Raw genomic sequence first — 20,933 nt, 5'->3', positions numbered from 1 at the left:
ATCAAGATGAAGTCGTCGCGCATCGTCATGGCCTTTCGGTGCCATCGATGTGCCGCGCCAACCCCCCCTGATTCGAGACTCCATGAACGTTCCCATCAAGACACCCGAAGAGATCGACAAGATGCGCGAAGCCGGGCGCCAGGCCGCGCGCGTGCTGGAGATGATCACGCCGCACGTGCAGGCAGGGATCAGCACCGGCGAGATCGACCGGCTGTGCCACGAGTTCATCGTCGACGAGCTGGGCTCGACTCCCGCACCGCTCAACTATCACGGCTTCCCCAAGTCGACATGCACCTCGCTCAACCATGTCGTCTGCCATGGCTTCCCGGACTTTGCCCGCAAGCTCAAGAAGGGCGACATCATGAATCTCGACATTACCGTCAAGACCGCCGATGGCTACCACGGCGACAGCAGCATGATGTTCGTGATCGGCGAGACCATTCAGGGCGAGCGGCTGTGCCGGGTCACCCAGGAGTGTCTTTACAAGAGCATCGCCCTGGTCAAGCCGGGCGTCAAACTCTCAGAACTGGCGCGGGTCATCCAGCACCACGCCGAATCCAATGGCTATTCGGTGGTGCGCGACTTCTGCGGCCATGGCATCGGTGCCGGCTTCCATGAGGAGCCCCAGGTGCTGCACTACGACGGCTATGCCCCGGAGGCGGACATCGCACTGGCCGAGGGCATGTGCTTCACCATCGAACCGATGGTCAATGTCGGCGGTTACCGCACCAAGGTGCTGCGCGACGGCTGGACGGCGGTCACCAAGGACAAGAGTCTGTCGGCCCAGTGGGAGCACACCCTGCTGGTGACTGCCAGCGGCGTCGAGGTGCTCACCGCTCGCAGCGAGGAAGATCTGAGCTTCCTCGAAGCTTAGATCGGCCCATGCTCCTTCATCACTATCGCTTCGAACCCGACGAGAGCCTCTTCGACGAGGCGCAGCTGCGTGCCGAGCTGGCCGGCAGCCGCTCGCCCATCGCCCCCTTCAAGGCGGCACTGCGCGAGATCAAGGCTCGCCTCGACGAGCGCTTTCGCGCCGGTGCCGACATACGCGACCTGGTGCATGGCCGCGCCTGGTGCCTTGACCGCCTGCTGCAGGTCGCCTGGTCGCGGCATGCCTGGCCCGACGACGGCATCGCGCTGCTTGCGGTGGGCGGCTATGGTCGCGGCGAGCTGCACCCGCACTCCGACATCGACCTGCTGCTGCTGCTCGAGCACGACGACGACACCCCCTACCGCGAGCCGTTGACAGAGTTCATCACCTTCCTGTGGGACATCGGTCTCGAGATCGGCCAGAGCGTGCGCTCCCTCGACGACTGCGAGCGCGAGGCGCGTGACGACGTCACGGTAATCACCAACCTGCTCGAGACGCGCACCCTGGCCGGGCCGGAGCGGCTGCGCGAGAGCATGCGCGAGCGTCTCTCCACCGAGCGGCTATGGGCGTCGGATCGCTTCTTCGAAGCCAAGTGGCAGGAGCAGATAAGCCGCCACTACCGCTACAACAATACCGAATACCATCTCGAGCCCAACATCAAGAGCTCTCCCGGGGGGCTGCGCGACATACAGATGATCGGCTGGGTGGCCAAGCGCCATTTCGGCAACCTGCGTTACGAGGACGTGGTTGCCAGCGGCTTCATGAACGATGCCGAACTACGTATCCTGAGCCAGGGTCAGGCCTTCCTGTGGCAGGTACGCTACGCCCTGCACATGTTCACCGACCGCGCCGAGGACCGCCTGCTGTTCGATCATCAGCGCGCCATCGCCGAGCTGTTCGGCTACCACGACACCCCCGAGCGGCTGGCCGTGGAGCAGTTCATGAAGCGCTACTACCGGCACGTCACTGCACTGGCCGGGCTCAATGACATGCTGCTGCAGCACTTCGACGAGGTGATCCTGCGCGCCGACGAGGCACTCGAGACACGGCCGCTCAACCCCCGCTTCGAGATCAAGGGCGGCTATATCCAGGTGCGCCACGAGCGGGTCTTCCACCGCCGGCCGGCGGCCCTGCTCGAGCTCTTCCTGTTGATGGCCCAGCATCCGGAGATCGAAGGGGTGCGCGCCTCGACCATCCGCCTGATCCGCGACAATCGCCACCGAATCGACGTGCTGTTTCGCGACGACGTGCGCCACCAGAGCCTGTTCATGGAGCTGCTGCGCTCCAGCGGCAACGTCGCCCGCCAGCTGCGTCGCATGAACCGCTACGGCGTGCTCGGCAAGTATCTGCCGGAGTTCGGCCGGGCAGTCGGATTGATGCAGCACGACCTGTTCCACATCTATACCGTCGACGCGCATACGCTGCGCCTGCTCAAGTTCATTCATCAGTTCCGCAAACCCGAGGCGCGCCAGGAATTTCCCGTCGCCGCCGCGCTGATTCACCAGCTGCCCAAGCTCGAGCTGCTGTGGATCGCCGGACTCTATCACGATATCGGCAAGGGGCGTGGCGGCAACCACTCGATCCTCGGCGCTCGTGACGTCGAGGCGTTCAGTGAGCGCCATGGCCTCACCAGCCGCGACACCCGCCTGGTGAGCTGGCTCGTCGAGCACCACCTGCTGATGTCCAAGACCGCCCAGAAGCGCGACATCACCGACCCCGACGTGATCCGCGACTTCGCCCGCCAGGTGCGCGACGAGGTGCACCTCAACTACCTCTACGTGCTGACGGTGGCCGACATCAATGCCACCAATCCAACGCTGTGGAATGGCTGGCGCGCCTCGCTGATGCGCCAGCTGCACGCCGAGACCAAGCGCGTGCTGCGCCGCGGGCTTGAGAACCCACTCGATCGCGACGACTGGGTGCGCGAGACGCGCCAGGAAGCCTGGGGACTGCTCGCCGCCATCGGCATCGATGGCCAGCGAGTCGAGGCGCTCTGGGAGTCGCTGGGTGAGGACTATTTCCTGCAGTACTCCTCGAGCGAGATCGCCTGGCAGACCCAGGGCATTCTCGCCCACGGCGGCTCGCCCCTGCCGCTGATACTGATCAGTGTCCCTACCGAGGACATGAACGAGGGCGGCACCAAAGTCTTCATCCACACCCGCTCGGTGGACGATCTGTTCGCTGCCACCGCCGCGGCCATGGAGCAGTTGGGGCTGTCGATCCACGATGCGCGCATCGCCACCTCGAGCAACGACTGGACCCTCAACACCTTCATCGTGCTCGATGACGATGGCGAGGCGATTCGCGACTCCGAGCACATCGAAGGCATCCGTCGCCACCTGGTCGAAGAACTCGACGACCCGGACGACTATCCGCAGATCGTCACCCGGCACACGCCGCGCCAGCTCAAGCACTTCAAGGTCTCGACCCAGGTGACGATCGAGCAGGACCCGGCCAATGAGCGCACCATGTTGGAGCTGGTGGCCCCGGACCGCCCCGGCCTGCTGGCCAGGGTCGGCCGGATCTTCATGGAGCAGGATATCGCCCTCTCGGCAGCCAAGATCGCCACCCTGGGCGAACGCGTCGAGGACGTCTTCTACATTACCGACAAGCGCGGTGCGCCACTGACCGATGCCGAACGTCAGGAGTGCCTGCGTGCCCGTCTGGTCGAGATGCTCAGCGTATAGCGGCAAGTCGGGCGATAGGGCGGGATTTGAGCGAGCTCGGCGCCTTCCCTATAATCGCCTGCTCGATTCATCAGCGCCTCTCGCGCCACCAGGACAACCATGAACCCCGATCTTGATGCCCTGAAGCCCTATCCGTTCGAGAAGCTCGCAGCCCTGAAGGCCTCGGTGACGCCTCCCGACGCGCTGGCGCACATCCCGCTGACCATTGGCGAGCCCCAGCACGCCCCCTACGGCGAGGCGCTCGAAACGCTACATGCTCATCAACACGAGATGGCCCGCTACCCGGCGACAAACGGCCTGGCGGAGCTGCGCGAGGCGATCGCCGACTGGACAATACGACGCTTCGGTCTCAAGTCCCTTGATGCCGATACCCAGGTGCTACCGGTCAATGGCACTCGCGAGGCGATCTTCTCCTTCGTACAGGCAGCACTGGATCGCACCCGCCCGGCCAAGGTGGCGATGCCCAATCCGTTCTACCAGATCTATGAAGGCGCCACCCTTCTCGCCGGCGGCCAACCGCTCTACCTAGACTGCCGCGCCGAGCATGGCTTTCGTGCTGACCTCGAGTCGGTAAGTGCCGATACCTGGCGCGATGTTCAGCTGGTATTCATCTGCTCACCGGGCAACCCCACCGGAGCAGTGACGCCGCTGGCCGACTTCCAGCGCCTGCTCGAGCTGGCCGATACCCACGACTTCATCATCGCCTCCGACGAGTGCTATTCCGAACTCTACCTCGACGAGGCCGCTCCGCCACCCGGGCTGCTGCAGGCCTGTGCACTGCTCGGGCGCGACGACTACCACCGCTGCGTGGTGTTCCACTCGCTCTCCAAGCGCTCCAATCTGCCGGGGCTGCGCTCGGGCTTCGTCGCCGGCGATATCCGTCTGCTCACCCCTTTCAAGCGCTACCGCACCTATCATGGCTGCGCCATGTCGCTGCCGCTGCAGCATGCCTCGATCACCGCCTGGCGCGACGAGGCGCATGTGCGCACCAATCGTGACGCCTACCGCGAGAAATTCTCCGCCGTAACCGATATTCTCGCCCCGGTCATGGCCTTTCCCAAGCCTTGCGCGAGCTTCTACCTGTGGCCGGCGGTTGCCGGCGGCGAGGATGAGCGCTTCACCCGCGAGCTTTATGCCCAAGAGCACGTCAGCGTACTACCGGGCAGTTACATGGGGCGCTTGGGTAGCGGTGGCGATAACCCGGGCGCTGGCCGGATACGCCTGGCCTTGGTCGCCGAGCTTGGCGCGACCGTGGAGGCGGCGCGCCGGATACGCCGCTTCGTCGAAAGGAATGCGAAATGACCACCCTCTATGGCATCAAGAACTGCGATACCTGCCGCAAGGCGCGCAAGGCCCTCGACAGCCAGAGCGTCGCCTATCGCTTTCACGACCTGCGCCAGAATGGTCTTGACGACGCCCTGCTCGACCACCTGCTCGGGCAGGTGCCGCTAGCGTCCCTGATCAACCGCCAGAGCCAGACCTGGCGCAAGCTCGACGACGCCGACAAAGCGCGTATCGACAGTGAGGCAAAGCGCGTTCTCGCGGCCAACCCCACGCTGCTCAAGCGCCCGCTGCTGGATACCGGCAACGAGATCCGGGTCGGTTATCGCGATGGCGACTATGCCGACCTGCACGCCTGATCCCTGACATGACACTTCAAAGGAGACTCCCATGCTGAGCTTCGCGCTTGGAATCGGCACCCAGAATACCCAAGGCGATTGGCTGGAGATCTACTATCCAGCGCCGCTTTTTAAGCCCGAAGCGAGCCTCGTCGAGGCCGCCCGCCGCACGCTCGAGGCGCCCATGGGCAATACCACGGTGAGCTTCCTGCCCGAACACTGCGCCGCACTTGGGCAGGCACTCAAGGAAGCCGGCCACGGCGAACAGGCGGAACTTGCCGATGTGTTGGCGACAAGCCAGCGCCCGCTGGTGGCCACCTTCCTCGACAGCGACACCCCCCCCGAAAGCGTGCCGGAGGTCTACCTCAAGCTGCACCTGCTGTCGCATCGCCTGGTCAAGCCCCATGGGGTCGACCTCAGCGGCATGTTCGGCTTGCTGCGCAACATCGCCTGGACCAACGAAGGCGCCATCGACATCGAGGAGCTACCGGCACGCCGCCTCAAGGCGCGCCTTGCCGGCCGCACCCTGTCGGTGGATTGTGTCGACAAGTTTCCCAAGATGACCGACTACGTAGTGCCCAAGGGCATCCGCATTGCCGACACCGCACGCGTGCGCCTGGGCGCCTATCTCGGCGAAGGCACCACGGTGATGCATGAAGGATTTTGCAACTTCAATGCCGGCACCGAAGGTCCGGGGATGATCGAAGGGCGCATTTCCGCCGGCGTGATGGTCGGAAAGGGCTCGGACCTCGGCGGTGGCTGCTCGACCATGGGCACGCTCTCCGGTGGCGGCAACATCGTCATCAAGGTCGGTGAGGGGTGCCTGATCGGCGCCAACGCCGGCATCGGCATCCCGCTGGGCGATCGCTGTACCGTCGAAGCCGGGCTCTACATCACCGCTGGCGCCAAGGTCGCCGTGCTCGACGATCAGGGACAGGAGGTCAAGGTCGTGGCGGCCCGCGAGCTGGCCGGCCAGGACGACCTGCTGCTGCGTCGCAACTCGACCAACGGCCGTATCGAGTGCCTGACCAACAAGAGTGCCATCGCCCTGAACGAGGCGCTGCACGCGCACAACTGATTCACCTTTCCGGGCCAGCCAAGTCGCTGGCCCAACTCCTTTCGCCATCAGGAATGCGCATGTCCACTTCCGCCAACGCGCCTCACGCCCTTTCGCCGACGCTATCGCTTGCCCTCGACCTGCTACGCCGCCCGTCGGTTACTCCCGACGATGCCGGCTGCCAGACGGTGATGATCGAGCGACTCGAGGGAATCGGTTTTCATGTCGAGCGCCTGCCCTTCGGCGACGTGGAGAACTTCTGGGCGGTGCGCGGCCATCACGGGCCGGTACTGGCCTTCGCCGGCCACACCGACGTGGTGCCCAGCGGCCCCGACGTGCACTGGGAGTACCCGCCCTTCGAGCCCTGTATCGATGCGCAAGGCATGCTGCGCGGACGCGGTGCTGCCGACATGAAGGGCAGCCTGGCGGCGATGGTCACCGCCGTGGAGCGCTTCGTCGCCGCTCATCCGGATCATGCCGGCAGGATCGCCTTTCTGATCACCTCCGACGAGGAGGGGCCAGCGGTGGATGGCACCCGTGCGGTGGTAGAGCATCTGCGCGAGCGCCATGAGCGGCTCGACTACTGCATCGTCGGCGAGCCCTCCTCCAGCGAAGCGTTGGCCGACATGATCAAGAATGGCCGGCGCGGCTCGCTGGGCGGCGTGCTGCATGTCAAGGGCATCCAGGGACATGTCGCCTACCCGCACCTGGCGCGCAACCCGATCCATGACGCGGCGCCGGCCCTGGCCGCTCTGACCCGCGAGCACTGGGACGATGGCAATGATTTCTTTCCCGCCACCAGTTTCCAGATCTCCAATGTCCGTGCCGGTACCGGCGCCACCAACGTCATCCCCGGTGATCTCGAAGTCGTCTTCAACTTCCGCTACTCAACCGAAGTCACTCACGAGCAGCTCAAGGCGCGCATCGTGTCGATCCTCGACGCCCATGGGCTCGACTACCGGCTCGACTGGACACTCAACGGCGAGCCCTTCCTCACCGCCGAAGGCGAGCTCGTCGAAGCCGCCGTCGCGGGGGTCGAGGAAGTCGTGGGCCGACGCCCCATGCTCTCCACCACAGGCGGCACCTCGGATGGGCGCTTCATCGCCACTCTGGGCAGCCAGGTGGTCGAACTGGGACCGCTCAACGCCACCATCCATCAGGTCGATGAGCGTGTCCGTGCCGCCGACCTGGACGTACTCAGCGACATTTACGAGGCTGTTCTCAGACGCCTGTTCGCTTGAACGCCCAACTTCGAGGTTCTGCCATGCAACGCTATCCGGATATCGAGATCTATCTGGCCTCGGCCGACATCCAAGCCCTCGATGCCTGGCTTGCCGAGCGCCTCGATGCCTCACCGCTGACACCCGCCGGCAAGCATCAGTGGCGCACCGTGGGCCACCTGGAGGGGATCAGAATCCCGGTACTGGTGGTGGAGAAGGCCGCCGACAGCTTTGCCAGCCTATGGCTGGACAGCAACACCACCCCCTGGCCGAGAGATGTCGACTGTGCCCGCGATGCCAGCACCGCGCTGGGCTGCGAGGTACGCTGCTCGCTAGGCGGCTGGCAGCCGGGTGATGATCCCGACCGCTTCTGGCGAGTGCTGCCGGATGGCACTGAGGAGGCCTTCACCTGGCCCGATTCGGGGCACTGAGTTCGTAAGGCGAGGCATGGAAAGACATGATTAGCGAAGAGACCGCCCCGGCAAGTCGGGGCGGTCTCGTGGTTTCTGCAGCAGGGGTCAGGCGATGGCGAAGATCAGCCAGGCAAGGGCAAAGCCCATCAAGCCGATGGTGGTCTGCATGACTGTCCAGGTCTTGAGGGTGGTCTTGACGTCCATTCCCAAGAAGCGCCCCACCAGCCAGAAACCGGAGTCGTTGACGTGGCTTGCCGTGACCGAGCCCGCGGCCAGCGCCAGCACCACCGCGGCGGACTCGACCGGATTGTAGCCGGCCAGCATCACCGCCGGCTGCACCAGGCCTGCGGCCGTGATCAACGCCACCGTCGCCGAGCCCTGGGCAATGCGCAGCGCCGTGGCGATCAGGTAGGCCGCGGCAATCACCGGCAGGCCAAGCCCCGTCAGGCCATCCGAGAGTGCATCGCCAATGCCACTGGCACGCAGCACACCGCCGAACATGCCACCCGCCCCGGTAATGAGGATGATCGCACAGACCGGCCCCAGCGCCGAATCCAGCAACTTTTCGACCAGCTCGCGGCCACGACCGCGACGCGTGCCCAGTACATGACAGCCCACCAGAACGGTGATCAGCAGCGCAACCGGTGTCGCCCCCAGAGTGCGCGCCAGGGCGTACCAGCCAGCCTGCTCGTCGACCCAGCCGATTGCGCGAAGCGTATCGAGGCCGGTATTGGCAAAGATCAGCAACAGCGGCAGCAGCAGCATGGCGATCACGGTGCCTGTGGGTGGCGGATTGGTGTCGCGTTCGATATCGCCGCCACCGGTGAGAATCTCCGGCACCGGCAGCACGAAGCGCTTGCCGGCCCATAGCCCGAACAGGTAGCTGGTGACGTACCAGGTGGGAATCGCCACCGCCAGGCCGAGCAGCATCACCAGGCCGATATCAGCGCCGAGTAACTCGCCGGCCGCCACCGGGCCGGGGTGAGGTGGCACGAAGATATGCATCACCGAGAAGGCACCCGCCGCCGGCAGGCCATAGCGCAGCACGCCACCGCCCAGGCGATGCGCCACGGTGAAGATGATCGGCAGCATCACCACCAGCCCGGCATCGAAGAAGATCGGGAAGCCGAACAGCAGCGAGGCGATGCCCAGCGCCAGGGGTGCACGCTGCTCACCGAAGCGCTCGATCAACGTATCGGCCAGCGCCTGAGCCCCGCCACTCGCCTCGACCAGGCGTCCCAACATGGCGCCAAGCCCCACCAGCAGCGCTACGCTACCCAGGGTTGCGCCGAAATTGGAGGTCAGCGTCGGCACGATCTGGTCGAAGGGCAGGCCGGCAGCGAAGGCGGTCAGCAGGCTGACCAGGATCAGCGCCAGGAAGGCGTGCATGCGAAAGCGGATGATCAGAACCAGCAGCACGGCAATGGCAACGACGGCGATGCCCAGTAGCGGACCGGCTTCCATGGTCTGTTGCCACTCATCGGGGGTCATAAGCGTGTTCCTTTGAGATGGTTAGCGCGTCGCGAGACCAAGCGTTTGCAGGGCGCGCTCGACGAGCGCATCGGGGGGCAGGTCGACGCAGACCGAGACGCCGCTCTCGTCATCGGCGAGCGGTTCCAGGTCGGCGAATTGCGACCCCAGCAGTGAGCCGGGCATGAAATGGCCGCGGCGCTGCTCGAGTCGCTCAGCGATATTCTCGGCATCGGCCATCAGGTGCACGAAGCGCAATTGGCAGCGCGCTCCACGCAGCAGATCGCGGTAGCGGCGCTTGAGAGCAGAGCAGGTCACCACCGTGCACTCCCCTGCATCAGCCTGTGCGGACACCCAATCGCGCAGGGTGGCAAGCCAAGGCCCCCGGTCTTCGTCGTTGAGGGGAGTACCGGCACTCATCTTGTCGATATTGGCCTGCGGATGGAACTGGTCGGCTTCAGCCAGCGTCCAGCCAAGCCGGGTGGCCAGGCCTTCCGCGGTGGTGGTCTTGCCAACGCCGGAAACTCCCATCACCACCAGGCACAAGGGCTCCGCTGGTCGTATAACAGTCATCAATTCTCCCGCTCGTGGGCATGTCTGGCCAGTGCTATACTCAAGTGAGCGCCGGCATTAAGTATTATCTTTCACGCCGAAAGGTAGCACCTTTAAAAGCGCGCCAAACATACTACAAAAGTCTTATATGCATATCGACCTTGAGCCATATCAAGAAAGGGAGGGCCTGCGTGCCCCTGCGCTGCACAACTCGACCGTCGACTCTCTCGGATTGAGGATCATCCGTGGCGAGCTTCGCCCCGGCGATGTGCTGACGCTGGAAGGTATCGGCGCCAGCCTTGGTGTCTCACGCACCGTGGCGCGCGAGGCGATGCGCCTGCTGGAATCGCTGGGCCTGGTGATCTCGAGACGCCGCGTTGGCATCATCGTGCAGCCCGCCGAGGCCTGGCAGGTCTTTGACCCCCGCGTCATCTGGTGGCGTTTGTCGAGCGCGGGGCGCGACGATCAGCTGCGCTCGCTGACCGAGCTGCGTATCGCCGTCGAACCGCTGGCCGCCGCCAGCGCGGCGCGCATGGCCGGCGCCAGCGAACGACGCCAGCTGGTGGAGATCGCCGATACCATGCGCGCACTGGGCGAAGCCGGAGAGCTGCAGCGCTTCCTCGAGCAGGACATCGCCTTTCATAGCTTGCTGCTAGCCACCAGCGGCAACGAGATGTTCGCCGCCCTCACCCATGTGGTCACGATCGTGCTGAAGGGGCGCACCGAGCTCGGCATGATGCCCGCCCATCCGGTACCCGAGGCGCTCGACCTTCATGACGCCGTCGCCCAGGCGGTGGCCAACGGCGATCCCGTCCAGGCCGAACTCGCCATGCGCAGTCTATTGACCGAGGTGCGCTCGGCGATGGTTCAGGAGGCGCCATAACGACAGCGCCCCGCACGAAGCGGGGCGCTAGTTGATACCAAGACTGCGACGGCTCAGGTGATGATGGTGACATCATCGGCCTGCAGGCCACGCTCGTTCTCGATGATGTGGTAACGCACCTTCTGCCCCTCGGCCAGGGTACGGTGCCCCTTGCCGCGTATGGCACGAAAATGCACGAACACGTCATCGCCATTGTGGCGAGTGATGAAGCCGTACCCTTTGTTGACGTTGAACCACTTGACCTCGCCGATCTCGCGGTCATCCTCCTCCTCGCCCTCCTCTCGCGCGAGGCGTTGCGAGGTGTGGGGTGATCCGGACTGCGAGACTGCTGCACTCACTGCGAAATTCGCGACCAGCAGCAGCAGAAACACGGCCAGCGCCGAGGCAAGATAGACCCCGGTAACGCCACCGAGCTGGAGTGTCGCCATCAATTGGCGGGATAGTGGCCCTCCGACAAAGGAGATGAACAGAGCGATGAGGAGCGGAGCGAGAGCGGCGAGCAACAGACTAATCAGACTAGAACGAAGTAAGACCTTACGATTCATGGACCTCAAGTTCTCTTGTTGTGATGGTGGAGATGACTGATGATGAATGCGTCCCGGACCATTGTCGCGGACACGGATTACGCACTGCAGGTGAAGCGATGAACGGCAACACGCAACGCGCCGATTCTAACATGCCTTATGGCGACTCGCTCGCTCGGCTCGAGGCGCGCCTGGAAGAACTGGAGAACCGCAGCGCCTATCAGGAGCACTGGCTTGACGAGCTTGATCGCGCCGTGGCGCACCAGGAACAGCGGCTCGCCGAGCTCGTGCGGCTCAATGAGCTGATGCAAGAGCGCCTGCGGGAGCAGCGATCGGCGCCGCAGGATGACCTCTTCAACCCGCACGATGAAGTGCCTCCCCACTACTAAAGAACAAACGAAAGCCCAAAAAACCCGCCTTGGCGGGTTTTCAGCGGCGATTGTTGCCTAAAATCAGTCGATCCCGTCCAGATAGCGCTCGACATCTAGGGCGGCCATGCAACCGCTGCCGGCCGACGTGATCGCTTGGCGATAGACATGATCGATGACATCGCCAGCGGCGAACACGCCCGGTACGCTGGTGGCAGTGGCATTGCCCTGCAGCCCGGAGCGCACCTTGATATAGCCGTCGACCATCTCGAGCTGGCCCTCGAAGAGTCCGGTATTCGGGGTGTGACCGATGGCGATGAACAGCCCCGGTGCATTGATCACCTTCTCGCTATCATCGAGGGTGGACTTGAGGCGCACACCGGTCACGCCACTGCCATCACCGAGCACCTCCCCCAGGGTGTGATTCCACTCCACCGCCATGTTGCCGTTCTCGATCTTCTCGAAGAGCTTGTCCTGCAGAATCTTTTCGGCACGCAGGCTGTCACGGCGATGCACCAGCGTCACCTTGGAGGCGATGTTGGAGAGATAGAGCGCCTCCTCCACGGCGGTATTGCCGCCACCCACCACGACGACTTCCTGATTCTTGTAGAAGAAGCCGTCGCAGGTCGCACAGGCCGATACACCCTGGCCCATGAACTGCTGCTCGGAAGGCAGGCCCAGATAGCGTGCACTGGCCCCGGTGGCGATGATCAGGGCATCGCAGGTGTAGGTGCCGCTGTCACCCTTCAGTGTGAAGGGTGTCTGGCGCAGCTCCACCTCATTGATGTGGTCGAACAGTACCTCGGTGTCGAAGCGCTCGGCATGACGCTTCATACGCTCCATCAGCTCAGGCCCCTGTACACCGGTATCGTCGCCGGGCCAGTTGTCGACATCGGTGGTGGTGGTCAGCTGGCCACCCGCCTGCATACCGGTGATCAGTAGCGGCTTGAGGTTGGCGCGGGCGGCATAGACCGCCGCGGTGTATCCGGCCGGGCCTGAACCGAGAATGATCAGGCGTTCGTGGCGCACTTCGCTCATGGGCAACCTCTGACTCGTACTGAGGATAATAAGAGTGACGAAAAGACCTCTGCGGCGGGCAATATACCAGAAGAGACCCTAGCGGTCCCGGCAGTGGCTCATGCTCATCGACATGTGCCTACCAAGTTGAGGGCCGTGGAACGGCCTTTCAAGAGCGCTTTGGCAATCACGTCGATAGACGTAATGCATCACCGGTCTTGGCACGAACGGGCCAAGCACGGCTACGCTTGAAAACACCCACTATCATAACCATGTGATAAGGATGTCCTGGATGGACGACTTTTCGCCTTTCTAAGGAGAAGACCATGAGCACCGACACCACACCGGATTCGCTTGCCACCCTGACCGTGGGTGAGCGGACCTACCATTACTACAGCCTGCCCCAGGCGGCACAGAAGCTTGGTGACATCTCTCGACTGCCCGTGACGCTCAAGGTTCTGCTGGAGAACCAGCTGCGTTATGCCAACGAGGAGAGCGCCTCACAGGAGGACATGCAAGCCCTGGTGGACTGGCAGAAGGAGGCGCGCTCGACCCGCGAGATCGGCTACCGTCCGGCGCGCGTACTGATGCAGGATTTCACCGGCGTCCCCGGTGTGGTCGATCTGGCCTCGATGCGCGCCGCCGTGGAGAAGCTCGGCGAAGATCCGGCACGCATCAATCCGCTCTCGCCAGTGGATCTGGTCATCGACCACTCGGTCATGGTCGACAACTTCGGCAACGCCACCGCCTTTCGCGATAACGTCATCCTCGAGATGGAGCGTAACCGCGAGCGCTACGAATTCCTGCGTTGGGGCCAGGAAGCTTTCGACAACTTCCGCGTGGTGCCTCCGGGCACCGGCATCTGCCACCAGGTCAACCTCGAGTACCTGGGCAAGACGGTGTGGACCAAGGAGGAGGATGGCAAGACCTTCGCCTACCCCGACACTCTGGTAGGCACCGACTCCCACACCACCATGATCAATGGCCTTGGCGTACTCGGCTGGGGCGTGGGCGGCATCGAGGCCGAGGCCGCCATGCTCGGTCAGCCGGTATCGATGCTGATCCCCGAAGTGATCGGCTTCAAGCTGACCGGCAAGCTACGTGAAGGCATCACCGCCACCGACCTGGTGCTGACGGTGACCCAGATGCTGCGCAAGAAGGGCGTGGTCGGCAAGTTCGTCGAATTCTACGGCGATGGCCTCGCCGACCTGCCGCTGGCGGATCGTGCCACCATCGCCAACATGGCACCGGAGTATGGCGCCACCTGCGGCTTCTTCCCGGTCGATGACGAGACGCTCAACTATCTGCGCCTGACCGGCCGCGACGATGCCCAGGTCGCGCTCGTCGAGGCGTATTCCAAGGCCCAGGGCATGTGGCGCGAGCCCGGCACCGAGCCAATCTTCACCGATACCCTGCACCTCGACATGAGCGAGGTGGAAGCCAGTCTGGCCGGCCCCAAGCGCCCTCAGGACCGTGTCGCGCTCTCCGACATGAAGGCGACCTTCGAAACCCTGATGGGAATCGAGACGCCGGACGCGCCGGCTACCGAAAAGTCCCGCTGGCAAGCCGAAGGCGGCCAGCCCGCCGATATGGAGTCACACTTCAGCCACGGCGACTATGAGCATGAGGACAGCCAAGCGTGTGAGATCAATGACGAGTCGTTCAAGCTCAACCCCGGTGCCGTGGTGATCGCCGCGATCACCTCCTGCACCAACACCTCCAACCCCAGCGTGATGATGGCCGCCGGTCTGCTGGCCCGCAAGGCAGCGGCCAAGGGCCTGACCACCAAGCCCTGGGTCAAGACCTCGCTGGCACCGGGCTCCAAGGTGGTCACCGAGTACCTCGCCGCCGGTGGCGTCCAGGAGGATCTCGACAAGCTCGGCTTTGATCTGGTCGGGTACGGCTGCACCACCTGCATCGGCAACTCCGGCCCGCTGCCCGAGGCGATCGAGAAAGCCATCGATGCCGGCGATCTGACCGTGGCCTCGGTGCTCTCGGGCAACCGCAACTTCGAAGGCCGCGTGCACCCACTGGTCAAGACCAACTGGCTGGCCTCCCCGCCGCTGGTGGTGGCCTACGCCCTGGCCGGCAACGTGCGTCTTGATCTGACCAAAGAGCCGCTGGGCCAGGGATCGGACGGCAAGCCAGTATTCCTGCAGGATATCTGGCCCTCCCAGGCGGAAATCGCCGAAGCGGTGGAGAAGGTCAAGACCGAGATGTTCCGCAAAGAGTACGCCGAGGTCTTCGACGGCGACGAGACCTGGCAGGCCATCGACGTGCCGCAGAGCGAAGTCTACGAGTGGTCTTCGAAATCCACCTATATCCAGCATCCGCCCTTCTTCGAAGACATGGATCGCACCCCGGCCCGGATCGACGACGTCGAAGGCGCGCACATCCTGGCGATGCTTGGCGACTCGGTGACCACCGACCACATCTCACCGGCCGGTTCGATCAAGCCCGACAGCCCCGCCGGACACTACCTTCAGGAGCATGGCGTCAAGCCCATGGACTTCAACTCCTATGGTTCGCGGCGCGGCAACCACGAGGTGATGATGCGCGGCACCTTCGCCAACGTGCGTATCCGCAACGAGATGCTTGACAACGTCGAGGGTGGCTACACCCGCCACGTCCCCTCCGACGAACAGCTGGCGATCTACGACGCCGCCATGAAGTATGCCGAGCAGGGCACGCCGCTGGTGGTCATTGCCGGCAAGGAGTACGGCTCCGGCTCCTCACGCGACTGGGCGGCCAAGGGCACGCGCCTGCTGGGCGTGCGCGCAGTACTGGCCGAATCCTACGAGCGCATCCACCGCTCCAACCTGATCGGCATGGGAGTGGTGCCGCTGCAGTTCCCCGAAGGGGAGGATCGCAAGTCCCTGCAGTTCACCGGCGACGAGACGATTTCGGTCTCCGGCCTGAGCGAGCTGACTCCGGGTGGCAAGGTCAAGGTGACGATCAAGAGCGACAAGGGTGAGAAAAAGCTCGAGGCGCTGTGCCGCATCGATACCGCCAACGAACTCGAGTATTACCGTCATGGCGGCATCCTGCACTACGTGCTGCGCAAGATGATCGGCGCGGCGTGAGCCACCACTGAGCAACCGAGCTCAGCCACCAACCATAACCTGCAGGCCCCGTCGTGACGGGGCCCGCTTGTGTTCAGCTCTCTGCGGCGGACGACTCCATCCAGCGCTGCCACAAGGCGATCACATGCTGACGGTGCTGCTCGACCTCCTGGATATCCACCCATCGCTCGGTCTTGGTCAAGGCCGCGCGGTGAGTGGTGTGGCGGTAGGCGAGATAGGCCTCGCGCAGACGGCGGGCATCGTCGGCGGGCATCTTGCCGCTCTCCTCCAGCGTCTCGAGGATGCGCATGTTGTCGCTGAAGCGCAGCAGCTCCGGAGCCTCGGCACCCAGCGCCAGTACCGCGTACTGACACAGGAATTCGATATCGATCATGCCGCCGGCATCCTGCTTGAGGTCGAAACGCCCCTGCTGTTGAACGGCCGCACTGCTGCCGAGGTGCTCGCGCATCTTGAGGCGCATCTTGACCACCTCCTCGCGCAGCGCATCGCTATCGCGCGGCTGGCCGAGGATGTCGCCTCGCAGCGCCTCGAAGCGCTTGGCCAGTACCGGGTCTCCGGCCACCACCCGGGAGCGCACCAGTGCCTGATGCTCCCAGGTCCAGGCCTGTTGACGCTGATAGTCGGCGAATGCGTCCAGCGTGGTGACCAACAAGCCAGCATTGCCCGAGGGGCGTAGGCGCATGTCGACCTCGTAGAGAGCACCGGCCGGCGTCACCGCGGTCAGCAGATGGATGATGCGCTGGCCCAGACGAGTGAAGAACACGGCGTTGTCGACGGCACGTGGCCCATCGGTCGTGCCCTGGGAGTCGGCATCGTGGATGAAGACCAGATCGAGGTCGGAGCCGTAGCCAAGCTCGATGCCGCCAAGCTTGCCGTAGCCGACGATGATGAAGCCGCCATCACCCTTGGAGCCGTCGCGGCGCTGCGGATGGCCATGCTTGCGCGTCAGGTGCTTCCAGGCCATTGCCAATACCTGTTCGAGCACCACCTCGGCGATATAAGTCAGGTAGTCGCTGACCTTCATCAACGCGCGGGCACCAGCAATGTCGGAGGCCGCGACATGCAATACCTTGGCGTGCTTGAAGTTGCGTAGCGCCTCGAGCAGCGCCTCCTCGTCATCCTCGGGGATGCGCCCGAGGGCCTGGCGCAGCTCGTCGGCCAGCCGCGACTTGTCGGCGGGAGTATAGAGCGTCGCGGGAGTCAGCAGCTCGTCGAGCAGGATCGGGTAGCGCGCCAGCTGCTCGGCGATCCAGGGACTGACCGCACACAGCCGCATCAGATGCTCGAGCGCCTGGGGATTTTCGCGCAGCAGGGCGAGATAGGCGGTACGCCTGAGCACCGCCTCGATCAGCGGCAACACCCGCTCAAGCGCGCTGTCCGGCGCCTCACTATCGGCCACCGCGGCGAGCAGCATCGGCATCAGCGCATCGAGCCGCTCGTAGCCGATGCGCTGCATGCTCTGCACCGCCCGCGAATGGCGCAGCGACACCAGGCGCCTGGCGGCCACCTCGGGCTTGGCGAAGCCGGCGTTGCCGAGCAGTATCACGGCGTCGTCATCCATCTCCTGATACGCCTCGCGCTTCCATAGCGCTCGCCACGCCTCGATGTCGCGCTCGTTGCCACTCGCCTCGCCTGGCGCAGTGTCGGCCTCCTCCTCGGGGTCGGAGATCACCGAGTCGAAATGCCGGCGCACTCTGTCGCGTACCTCGTCGAGGCGGGCGACCAGTGCCGGCCACTCCGTCATGCCGAGCGCCAGGGTGACTCGCTCGCGGTCGGGTTCATCCTCGGGCAGAGCCTGGGTTTGGCGATCCTCGAGCGCCTGGATGACATGTTCGAGATCGCGCAGGAACACATAGTCGGGCTCGAGCTCGTCGACCACCGCCTGGGGCAGCAGGTCGAGCGGTGGCAGGCGCTTGAGTGCCTCCCTGAGCGAGGTGACCTGCAGTTCGGTGTCGCGACCGCCGCGAATCAGCTGAAACGCCTGAACCACGAACTCCACTTCACGGATACCGCCGCGGCCGAGCTTGATGTTGTCATCCATGCCGCGGCGCTTGACCTGGCGATTGATCATCTCCTTCATCTCGCGCAGCGATTCGATGGCGCCGAAGTCCAGATAGCGGCGGTAGACGAAGGGCCTGAGGCTCGTCAGCAACGCACGTCCTGCCTCGAGATCGCCCGCCACTGGCCTCGCTTTGAGCAACGCGTAGCGCTCCCACTCTCGGCCCTGATCCTGATAGTAGCTGGCCAGCATGGCGAAACTGCCGACCAGGGGGCCGCCGTCGCCGAGCGGGCGCAGGCGCATGTCGACACGAAACGCGAAGCCGTCGGCGGTCATCGCATCGAGTGCGGTGATCAGCTTCTGGCCGATCTTGGTGAAGTACTCCTGATGGTCGTATTCGCGCTTGCCGCTCTGGCTCACGCCCTTTTCCGGAAAGGCGAAGATCAGGTCGATATCGGAGGAGAGATTGAGCTCGCCGGCACCGAGCTTGCCCATGCCCAGCACCACCAAGCGCTGCGGCTCGCCATCGCTACGCGGTGCCGGCACCCCCCAGCGCACCGCGAAGTGCGCCTCCAGCCAGCCAAGCGCCCCCGAAAGGCAAATCTCGGCAAGCCGTGACACGCTCGCCGCGGTGCTCCACATGTCATAGCCGTCAGGGCGATTCAGGTCGCGCCACACGATACCCAGCATGCGTGCCCGCCGGAAGCGGCGTATCGCCGTCTGCATCGCCGCCTCGTCATGAGCTTGGGCAAGCGCTTCATTGAGCCACTCGGCCTGCAGCGACGCCTCGGGGGCACGCTCGAGCTCGTCGCCGGCGTCGAGCTGCTCAAGCCAGTCGGGATGGCGCACCAGGGTCTCGGCGGCGAAGGAGGAGATCGCAACCACTCGCGCAAGCTCACCGCGGCGACCTGCGTCCAGACTGTTCCAGTAGGTGCTGACAAGCGCTAACTGCTGGCGCTCAGCCTGGGCATCTGCTTGGGCCAACGCCTCGGACAGGCGCTGCTCGCTGCGCGCCAGAGCGGCATGCAGCGTCTGTGGCATCTCGTCGATGGGCAGAAAGGGCGATTTCTCAAACGGCGTTGGCAGTGCCATGGGCGTCTCGCGATCAGCGGGCTGGGAGCGTGTCTGCTACCAGCATAGCGAAGGCACCTGCCCGGCGGCACCCCTTGCGATGCCTGGCATGCTTGTCAGCTGAAAAAGCGCTGCCAGATCAGCAGTGCCCAGGTCATGCCGGCCAGCAGCAGCGCCAGCATCACTGCCGCCGAGCCGATATCCTTGGCACGCCCCGAGAGTTCGTGATGCTCGATACCAATCCGATCGACCACATTCTCGACGGCGCTATTGAGCAGCTCGACGATCAGTACCAGTAGCACGCTGCCCACCAGCAGTATCCACTCGACCGGGACGCGCCCGATCCAGATCGCCAGCGGCAGCATGACCATGCTCAGAGCGACTTCCTGGCGAAAGGCAGTCTCGTTGTGAAAGGCCGCCTTGAGACCCTTGAACGAATAACGAGTCGAATTGACCAGGTGACGCCAGCCGGTATGCCCAGGTTTCATGGTCTGCTCTTGAGTAATGGATCGGCACCGTCCGGATGGATGGCCCGCCAATAGTAGCAAAAGCGGTTACGCTTGACCCATGGCGCTAGTGGCCACGGATCATCTCGTCGAGATCCGCCGCCAGCGGATCGAGCACTTCCCCCCAGGTCAGGTAAGGGGTCTGCGACGTACCGTTGACCAGCGCGCTGAATACCCCCCACTGGCCGCTATCGGTGCGGAAGTAGCCACCGATCGCGCGTACCGAAATGGGTTGGTTGAGCGTACCGGTCTTGATCATCACACCGTTCTGGAAGCGCTCGCTGCCCCTGCGAGTGAAACGCATCGGCCCGTTGATCGGGGCCTGCATGCTGGCCGACAGACTCGGGAACAGGGCAGCGCGGTGATAGACATGCTCGAGCAAGGCATTGACCCCGGTCGCCGAGGTGCGATTGCCAGTGGTAAGGCCGCTGCCGCTTTGCAACGCCACCGGGCCGTGTCCCGGCAGTCCAGCGACATAGCGCTCGAGCGCTTCGCCGGCCTGGAGCAGCGAACCTTGCGGTTCGGCCACCATGTTCAGGCTCAGCACATCGGCCATGTAGTTGTTGGAGTAGTTCATGGTCGCAAGCAGCAGCTCCTGCAACGGCCGCCCCGCCAGGCTTGCGAGTTCGCGAGCGGAGGTGGAGGGGCGCTCGGTGGTGGTGACATGGCCATCGGCCACCTCGATACCCGCTTGCGACAGCAGCGCGCCCAAGACCTGCGCGGTCTGCAAGGCCGGGTCGGAGCTGGCCCGATAGAGTTCGCGCGGCGAGGCACCCAGGACGATCTGGCCACGCAGCACCATGGTATCGCCGAGCGCATCGGTGGTCCGCTCGGCGCTCAGCTCGGTGGCACCGGAGGCCACGGTGGTGACCTGATTGGTGACCCGCGTGAGCGGCTCGACGGTGTCGCAGCTGGCAACACGCGCCGGCGCGCCAGCCTGGGCCGCGGGCATCACGCTCATGCACCAGTGGCCATGGTTGACCCCCGCCGAGGAGAGCAGCGCGCTGTAGGTATTGGTCGAGCGCTCACGGGTCTCGCAGCGATCGGTGGTAATGCAGGCCATCGGCCCGAAACGCCACTGGCTGACCACCAGCTGCCCATTGATGCCGCGAATGCCGCGCTGGCGCAGCTGCTGTGCCAGCCGCCACAGGTCCTCCGAGACCAGCCCCGGATCGCCGCCGCCCTCGAGTATCAGGTCGCCCTGCAGGATGCCTTCACCATCCACGTTGCCCGTCGTGACCAGCCGGGTGGTGAAGCGGTGCTGGGGCCCCCAACGCTCCAGCGCCGCCGCCGACAGGTAGATCTTGGTCACCGAGGCTGGTGAGAGCTGGCGATCCGGCTCGATGCGGCCGAGCACCTCCCCCGGACCTGTCGCATCTCCGAGCAGGCGTGCCTCGGCGCTGATCAGAAAGCCGTTATCGGTGAGACGCGAGAGTTGCGGAAAACCAGCGGCCTGAGACTGCACATGAGCAGACAGTGGTAATAGGCATAGCAGCGCGATGAGCAGTCGTGACATGAAGCGGTCCAGAGCAGTGACAGGAAAAGCGGTCGTGGCGCCGTCTCTGACTCGAGACAGGCCGCAAAGTGCGATCT

General features: G+C 64.4%; 17 protein-coding genes. 10 read left to right on the top strand and 7 right to left on the bottom strand.

The window, feature by feature from the left end; translation table 11 throughout:
* Positions 1-82: 82 nt before the first annotated feature.
* The 7 genes from map to HJD22_RS12190 all read left to right on the top strand — a co-directional run bounded on the left by map (position 83) and on the right by HJD22_RS12190 (position 7,885).
* Entirely contained in the window at positions 83-874 is a 792-nt protein-coding gene (gene map, locus HJD22_RS12220; RefSeq protein WP_208654751.1) for a type I methionyl aminopeptidase, read from the top strand.
* Between the two features lie 8 nt (positions 875-882).
* Entirely contained in the window at positions 883-3,558 is a 2,676-nt protein-coding gene (locus HJD22_RS12215; protein ID WP_208654750.1) for a [protein-PII] uridylyltransferase, read from the top strand.
* Positions 3,559-3,657: 99 nt separating this feature from the next.
* Positions 3,658-4,860 carry a succinyldiaminopimelate transaminase gene (dapC, locus tag HJD22_RS12210; RefSeq protein ID WP_208654749.1) on the top strand — a complete coding sequence of 401 codons (1,203 nt, stop codon included), beginning with the start codon at positions 3,658-3,660 and terminating at the stop codon, positions 4,858-4,860.
* Positions 4,857-5,198 carry a Spx/MgsR family RNA polymerase-binding regulatory protein gene (locus HJD22_RS12205; protein ID WP_208654748.1) on the top strand — a complete coding sequence of 114 codons (342 nt, stop codon included), beginning with the start codon at positions 4,857-4,859 and terminating at the stop codon, positions 5,196-5,198. Before dapC ends, HJD22_RS12205 begins: the two co-directional genes overlap by 4 nt.
* A 31-nt stretch (positions 5,199-5,229) precedes the next feature.
* A complete protein-coding gene (dapD, locus tag HJD22_RS12200) occupies positions 5,230-6,255 on the top strand; it encodes a 2,3,4,5-tetrahydropyridine-2,6-dicarboxylate N-succinyltransferase (RefSeq protein WP_208654747.1) in 1,026 nt (341 codons plus the stop codon).
* 59 nt (positions 6,256-6,314) lie between these two features.
* Positions 6,315-7,475 carry a succinyl-diaminopimelate desuccinylase gene (gene dapE, locus HJD22_RS12195; protein WP_208654746.1) on the top strand — a complete coding sequence of 387 codons (1,161 nt, stop codon included), beginning with the start codon at positions 6,315-6,317 and terminating at the stop codon, positions 7,473-7,475.
* A gap of 23 nt (positions 7,476-7,498) precedes the next feature.
* Positions 7,499-7,885 (top strand): hypothetical protein, encoded by a 387-nt coding sequence (locus tag HJD22_RS12190; protein WP_208654745.1) that lies wholly within the window; start codon positions 7,499-7,501, stop codon positions 7,883-7,885.
* Positions 7,886-7,972: 87 nt separating this feature from the next.
* Here the strand turns inward: HJD22_RS12190 and HJD22_RS12185 are convergent, their stop codons facing one another.
* Both HJD22_RS12185 and HJD22_RS12180 read right to left on the bottom strand, forming a co-directional pair.
* Complete coding sequence (locus HJD22_RS12185; RefSeq protein WP_208654744.1) at positions 7,973-9,358, bottom strand: GntP family permease; 1,386 nt, start codon at positions 9,356-9,358, stop codon at positions 7,973-7,975.
* Between the two features lie 21 nt (positions 9,359-9,379).
* Complete coding sequence (locus HJD22_RS12180) at positions 9,380-9,910, bottom strand: gluconokinase (protein ID WP_217267759.1); 531 nt, start codon at positions 9,908-9,910, stop codon at positions 9,380-9,382.
* Positions 9,911-10,037: 127 nt separating this feature from the next.
* Between HJD22_RS12180 and HJD22_RS12175 the strand changes: the two genes are divergently transcribed.
* Positions 10,038-10,772, top strand: coding sequence for a FadR/GntR family transcriptional regulator (locus HJD22_RS12175; protein WP_208654743.1), 735 nt, complete (start codon positions 10,038-10,040; stop codon positions 10,770-10,772).
* Positions 10,773-10,825: 53 nt separating this feature from the next.
* Here HJD22_RS12175 and HJD22_RS18000 read toward each other — a convergent pair whose 3' ends face one another.
* Positions 10,826-11,317, bottom strand: a complete 492-nt coding sequence (locus tag HJD22_RS18000; protein WP_208654742.1) for a cold-shock protein — start codon at positions 11,315-11,317, stop codon at positions 10,826-10,828.
* Between the two features lie 131 nt (positions 11,318-11,448).
* Between HJD22_RS18000 and HJD22_RS12165 the strand changes: the two genes are divergently transcribed.
* The gene (locus HJD22_RS12165) at positions 11,449-11,685 is read left to right on the top strand and encodes a SlyX family protein (RefSeq protein ID WP_248730241.1); all 237 of its coding nucleotides are present in this window, start codon (positions 11,449-11,451) and stop codon (positions 11,683-11,685) included.
* Between the two features lie 63 nt (positions 11,686-11,748).
* On the opposite strand, the gene trxB is transcribed toward HJD22_RS12165, so the two are convergent.
* Positions 11,749-12,702, bottom strand: a complete 954-nt coding sequence (gene trxB, locus HJD22_RS12160) for a thioredoxin-disulfide reductase (RefSeq protein WP_208654740.1) — start codon at positions 12,700-12,702, stop codon at positions 11,749-11,751.
* Between the two features lie 305 nt (positions 12,703-13,007).
* Between trxB and acnA the strand changes: the two genes are divergently transcribed.
* Positions 13,008-15,764: an aconitate hydratase AcnA gene (acnA, locus tag HJD22_RS12155; RefSeq protein WP_208654739.1), complete on the top strand. Its 2,757-nt coding sequence runs from the start codon at positions 13,008-13,010 to the stop codon at positions 15,762-15,764.
* Positions 15,765-15,837: 73 nt separating this feature from the next.
* Here the strand turns inward: acnA and glnE are convergent, their stop codons facing one another.
* The 3 genes from glnE to dacB all read right to left on the bottom strand — a co-directional run bounded on the left by glnE (position 15,838) and on the right by dacB (position 20,856).
* On the bottom strand, positions 15,838-18,855 hold the full coding sequence (gene glnE / locus HJD22_RS12150; RefSeq protein ID WP_208654738.1) for a bifunctional [glutamate--ammonia ligase]-adenylyl-L-tyrosine phosphorylase/[glutamate--ammonia-ligase] adenylyltransferase: 3,018 nt from the start codon (positions 18,853-18,855) through the stop codon (positions 15,838-15,840).
* 95 nt (positions 18,856-18,950) lie between these two features.
* On the bottom strand, positions 18,951-19,322 hold the full coding sequence (locus tag HJD22_RS12145) for a diacylglycerol kinase (RefSeq protein ID WP_208654737.1): 372 nt from the start codon (positions 19,320-19,322) through the stop codon (positions 18,951-18,953).
* Positions 19,323-19,407: 85 nt separating this feature from the next.
* On the bottom strand, positions 19,408-20,856 hold the full coding sequence (gene dacB / locus HJD22_RS12140) for a D-alanyl-D-alanine carboxypeptidase/D-alanyl-D-alanine-endopeptidase (RefSeq protein ID WP_208654736.1): 1,449 nt from the start codon (positions 20,854-20,856) through the stop codon (positions 19,408-19,410).
* Positions 20,857-20,933: the final 77 nt, after the last annotated feature.

This window comes from Halomonas sp. TA22 (assembly GCF_013009075.1).
Classification (GTDB): Bacteria; Pseudomonadota; Gammaproteobacteria; order Pseudomonadales; family Halomonadaceae; genus TA22.
This window is presented reverse-complemented; position numbering and strand designations above follow the sequence as displayed.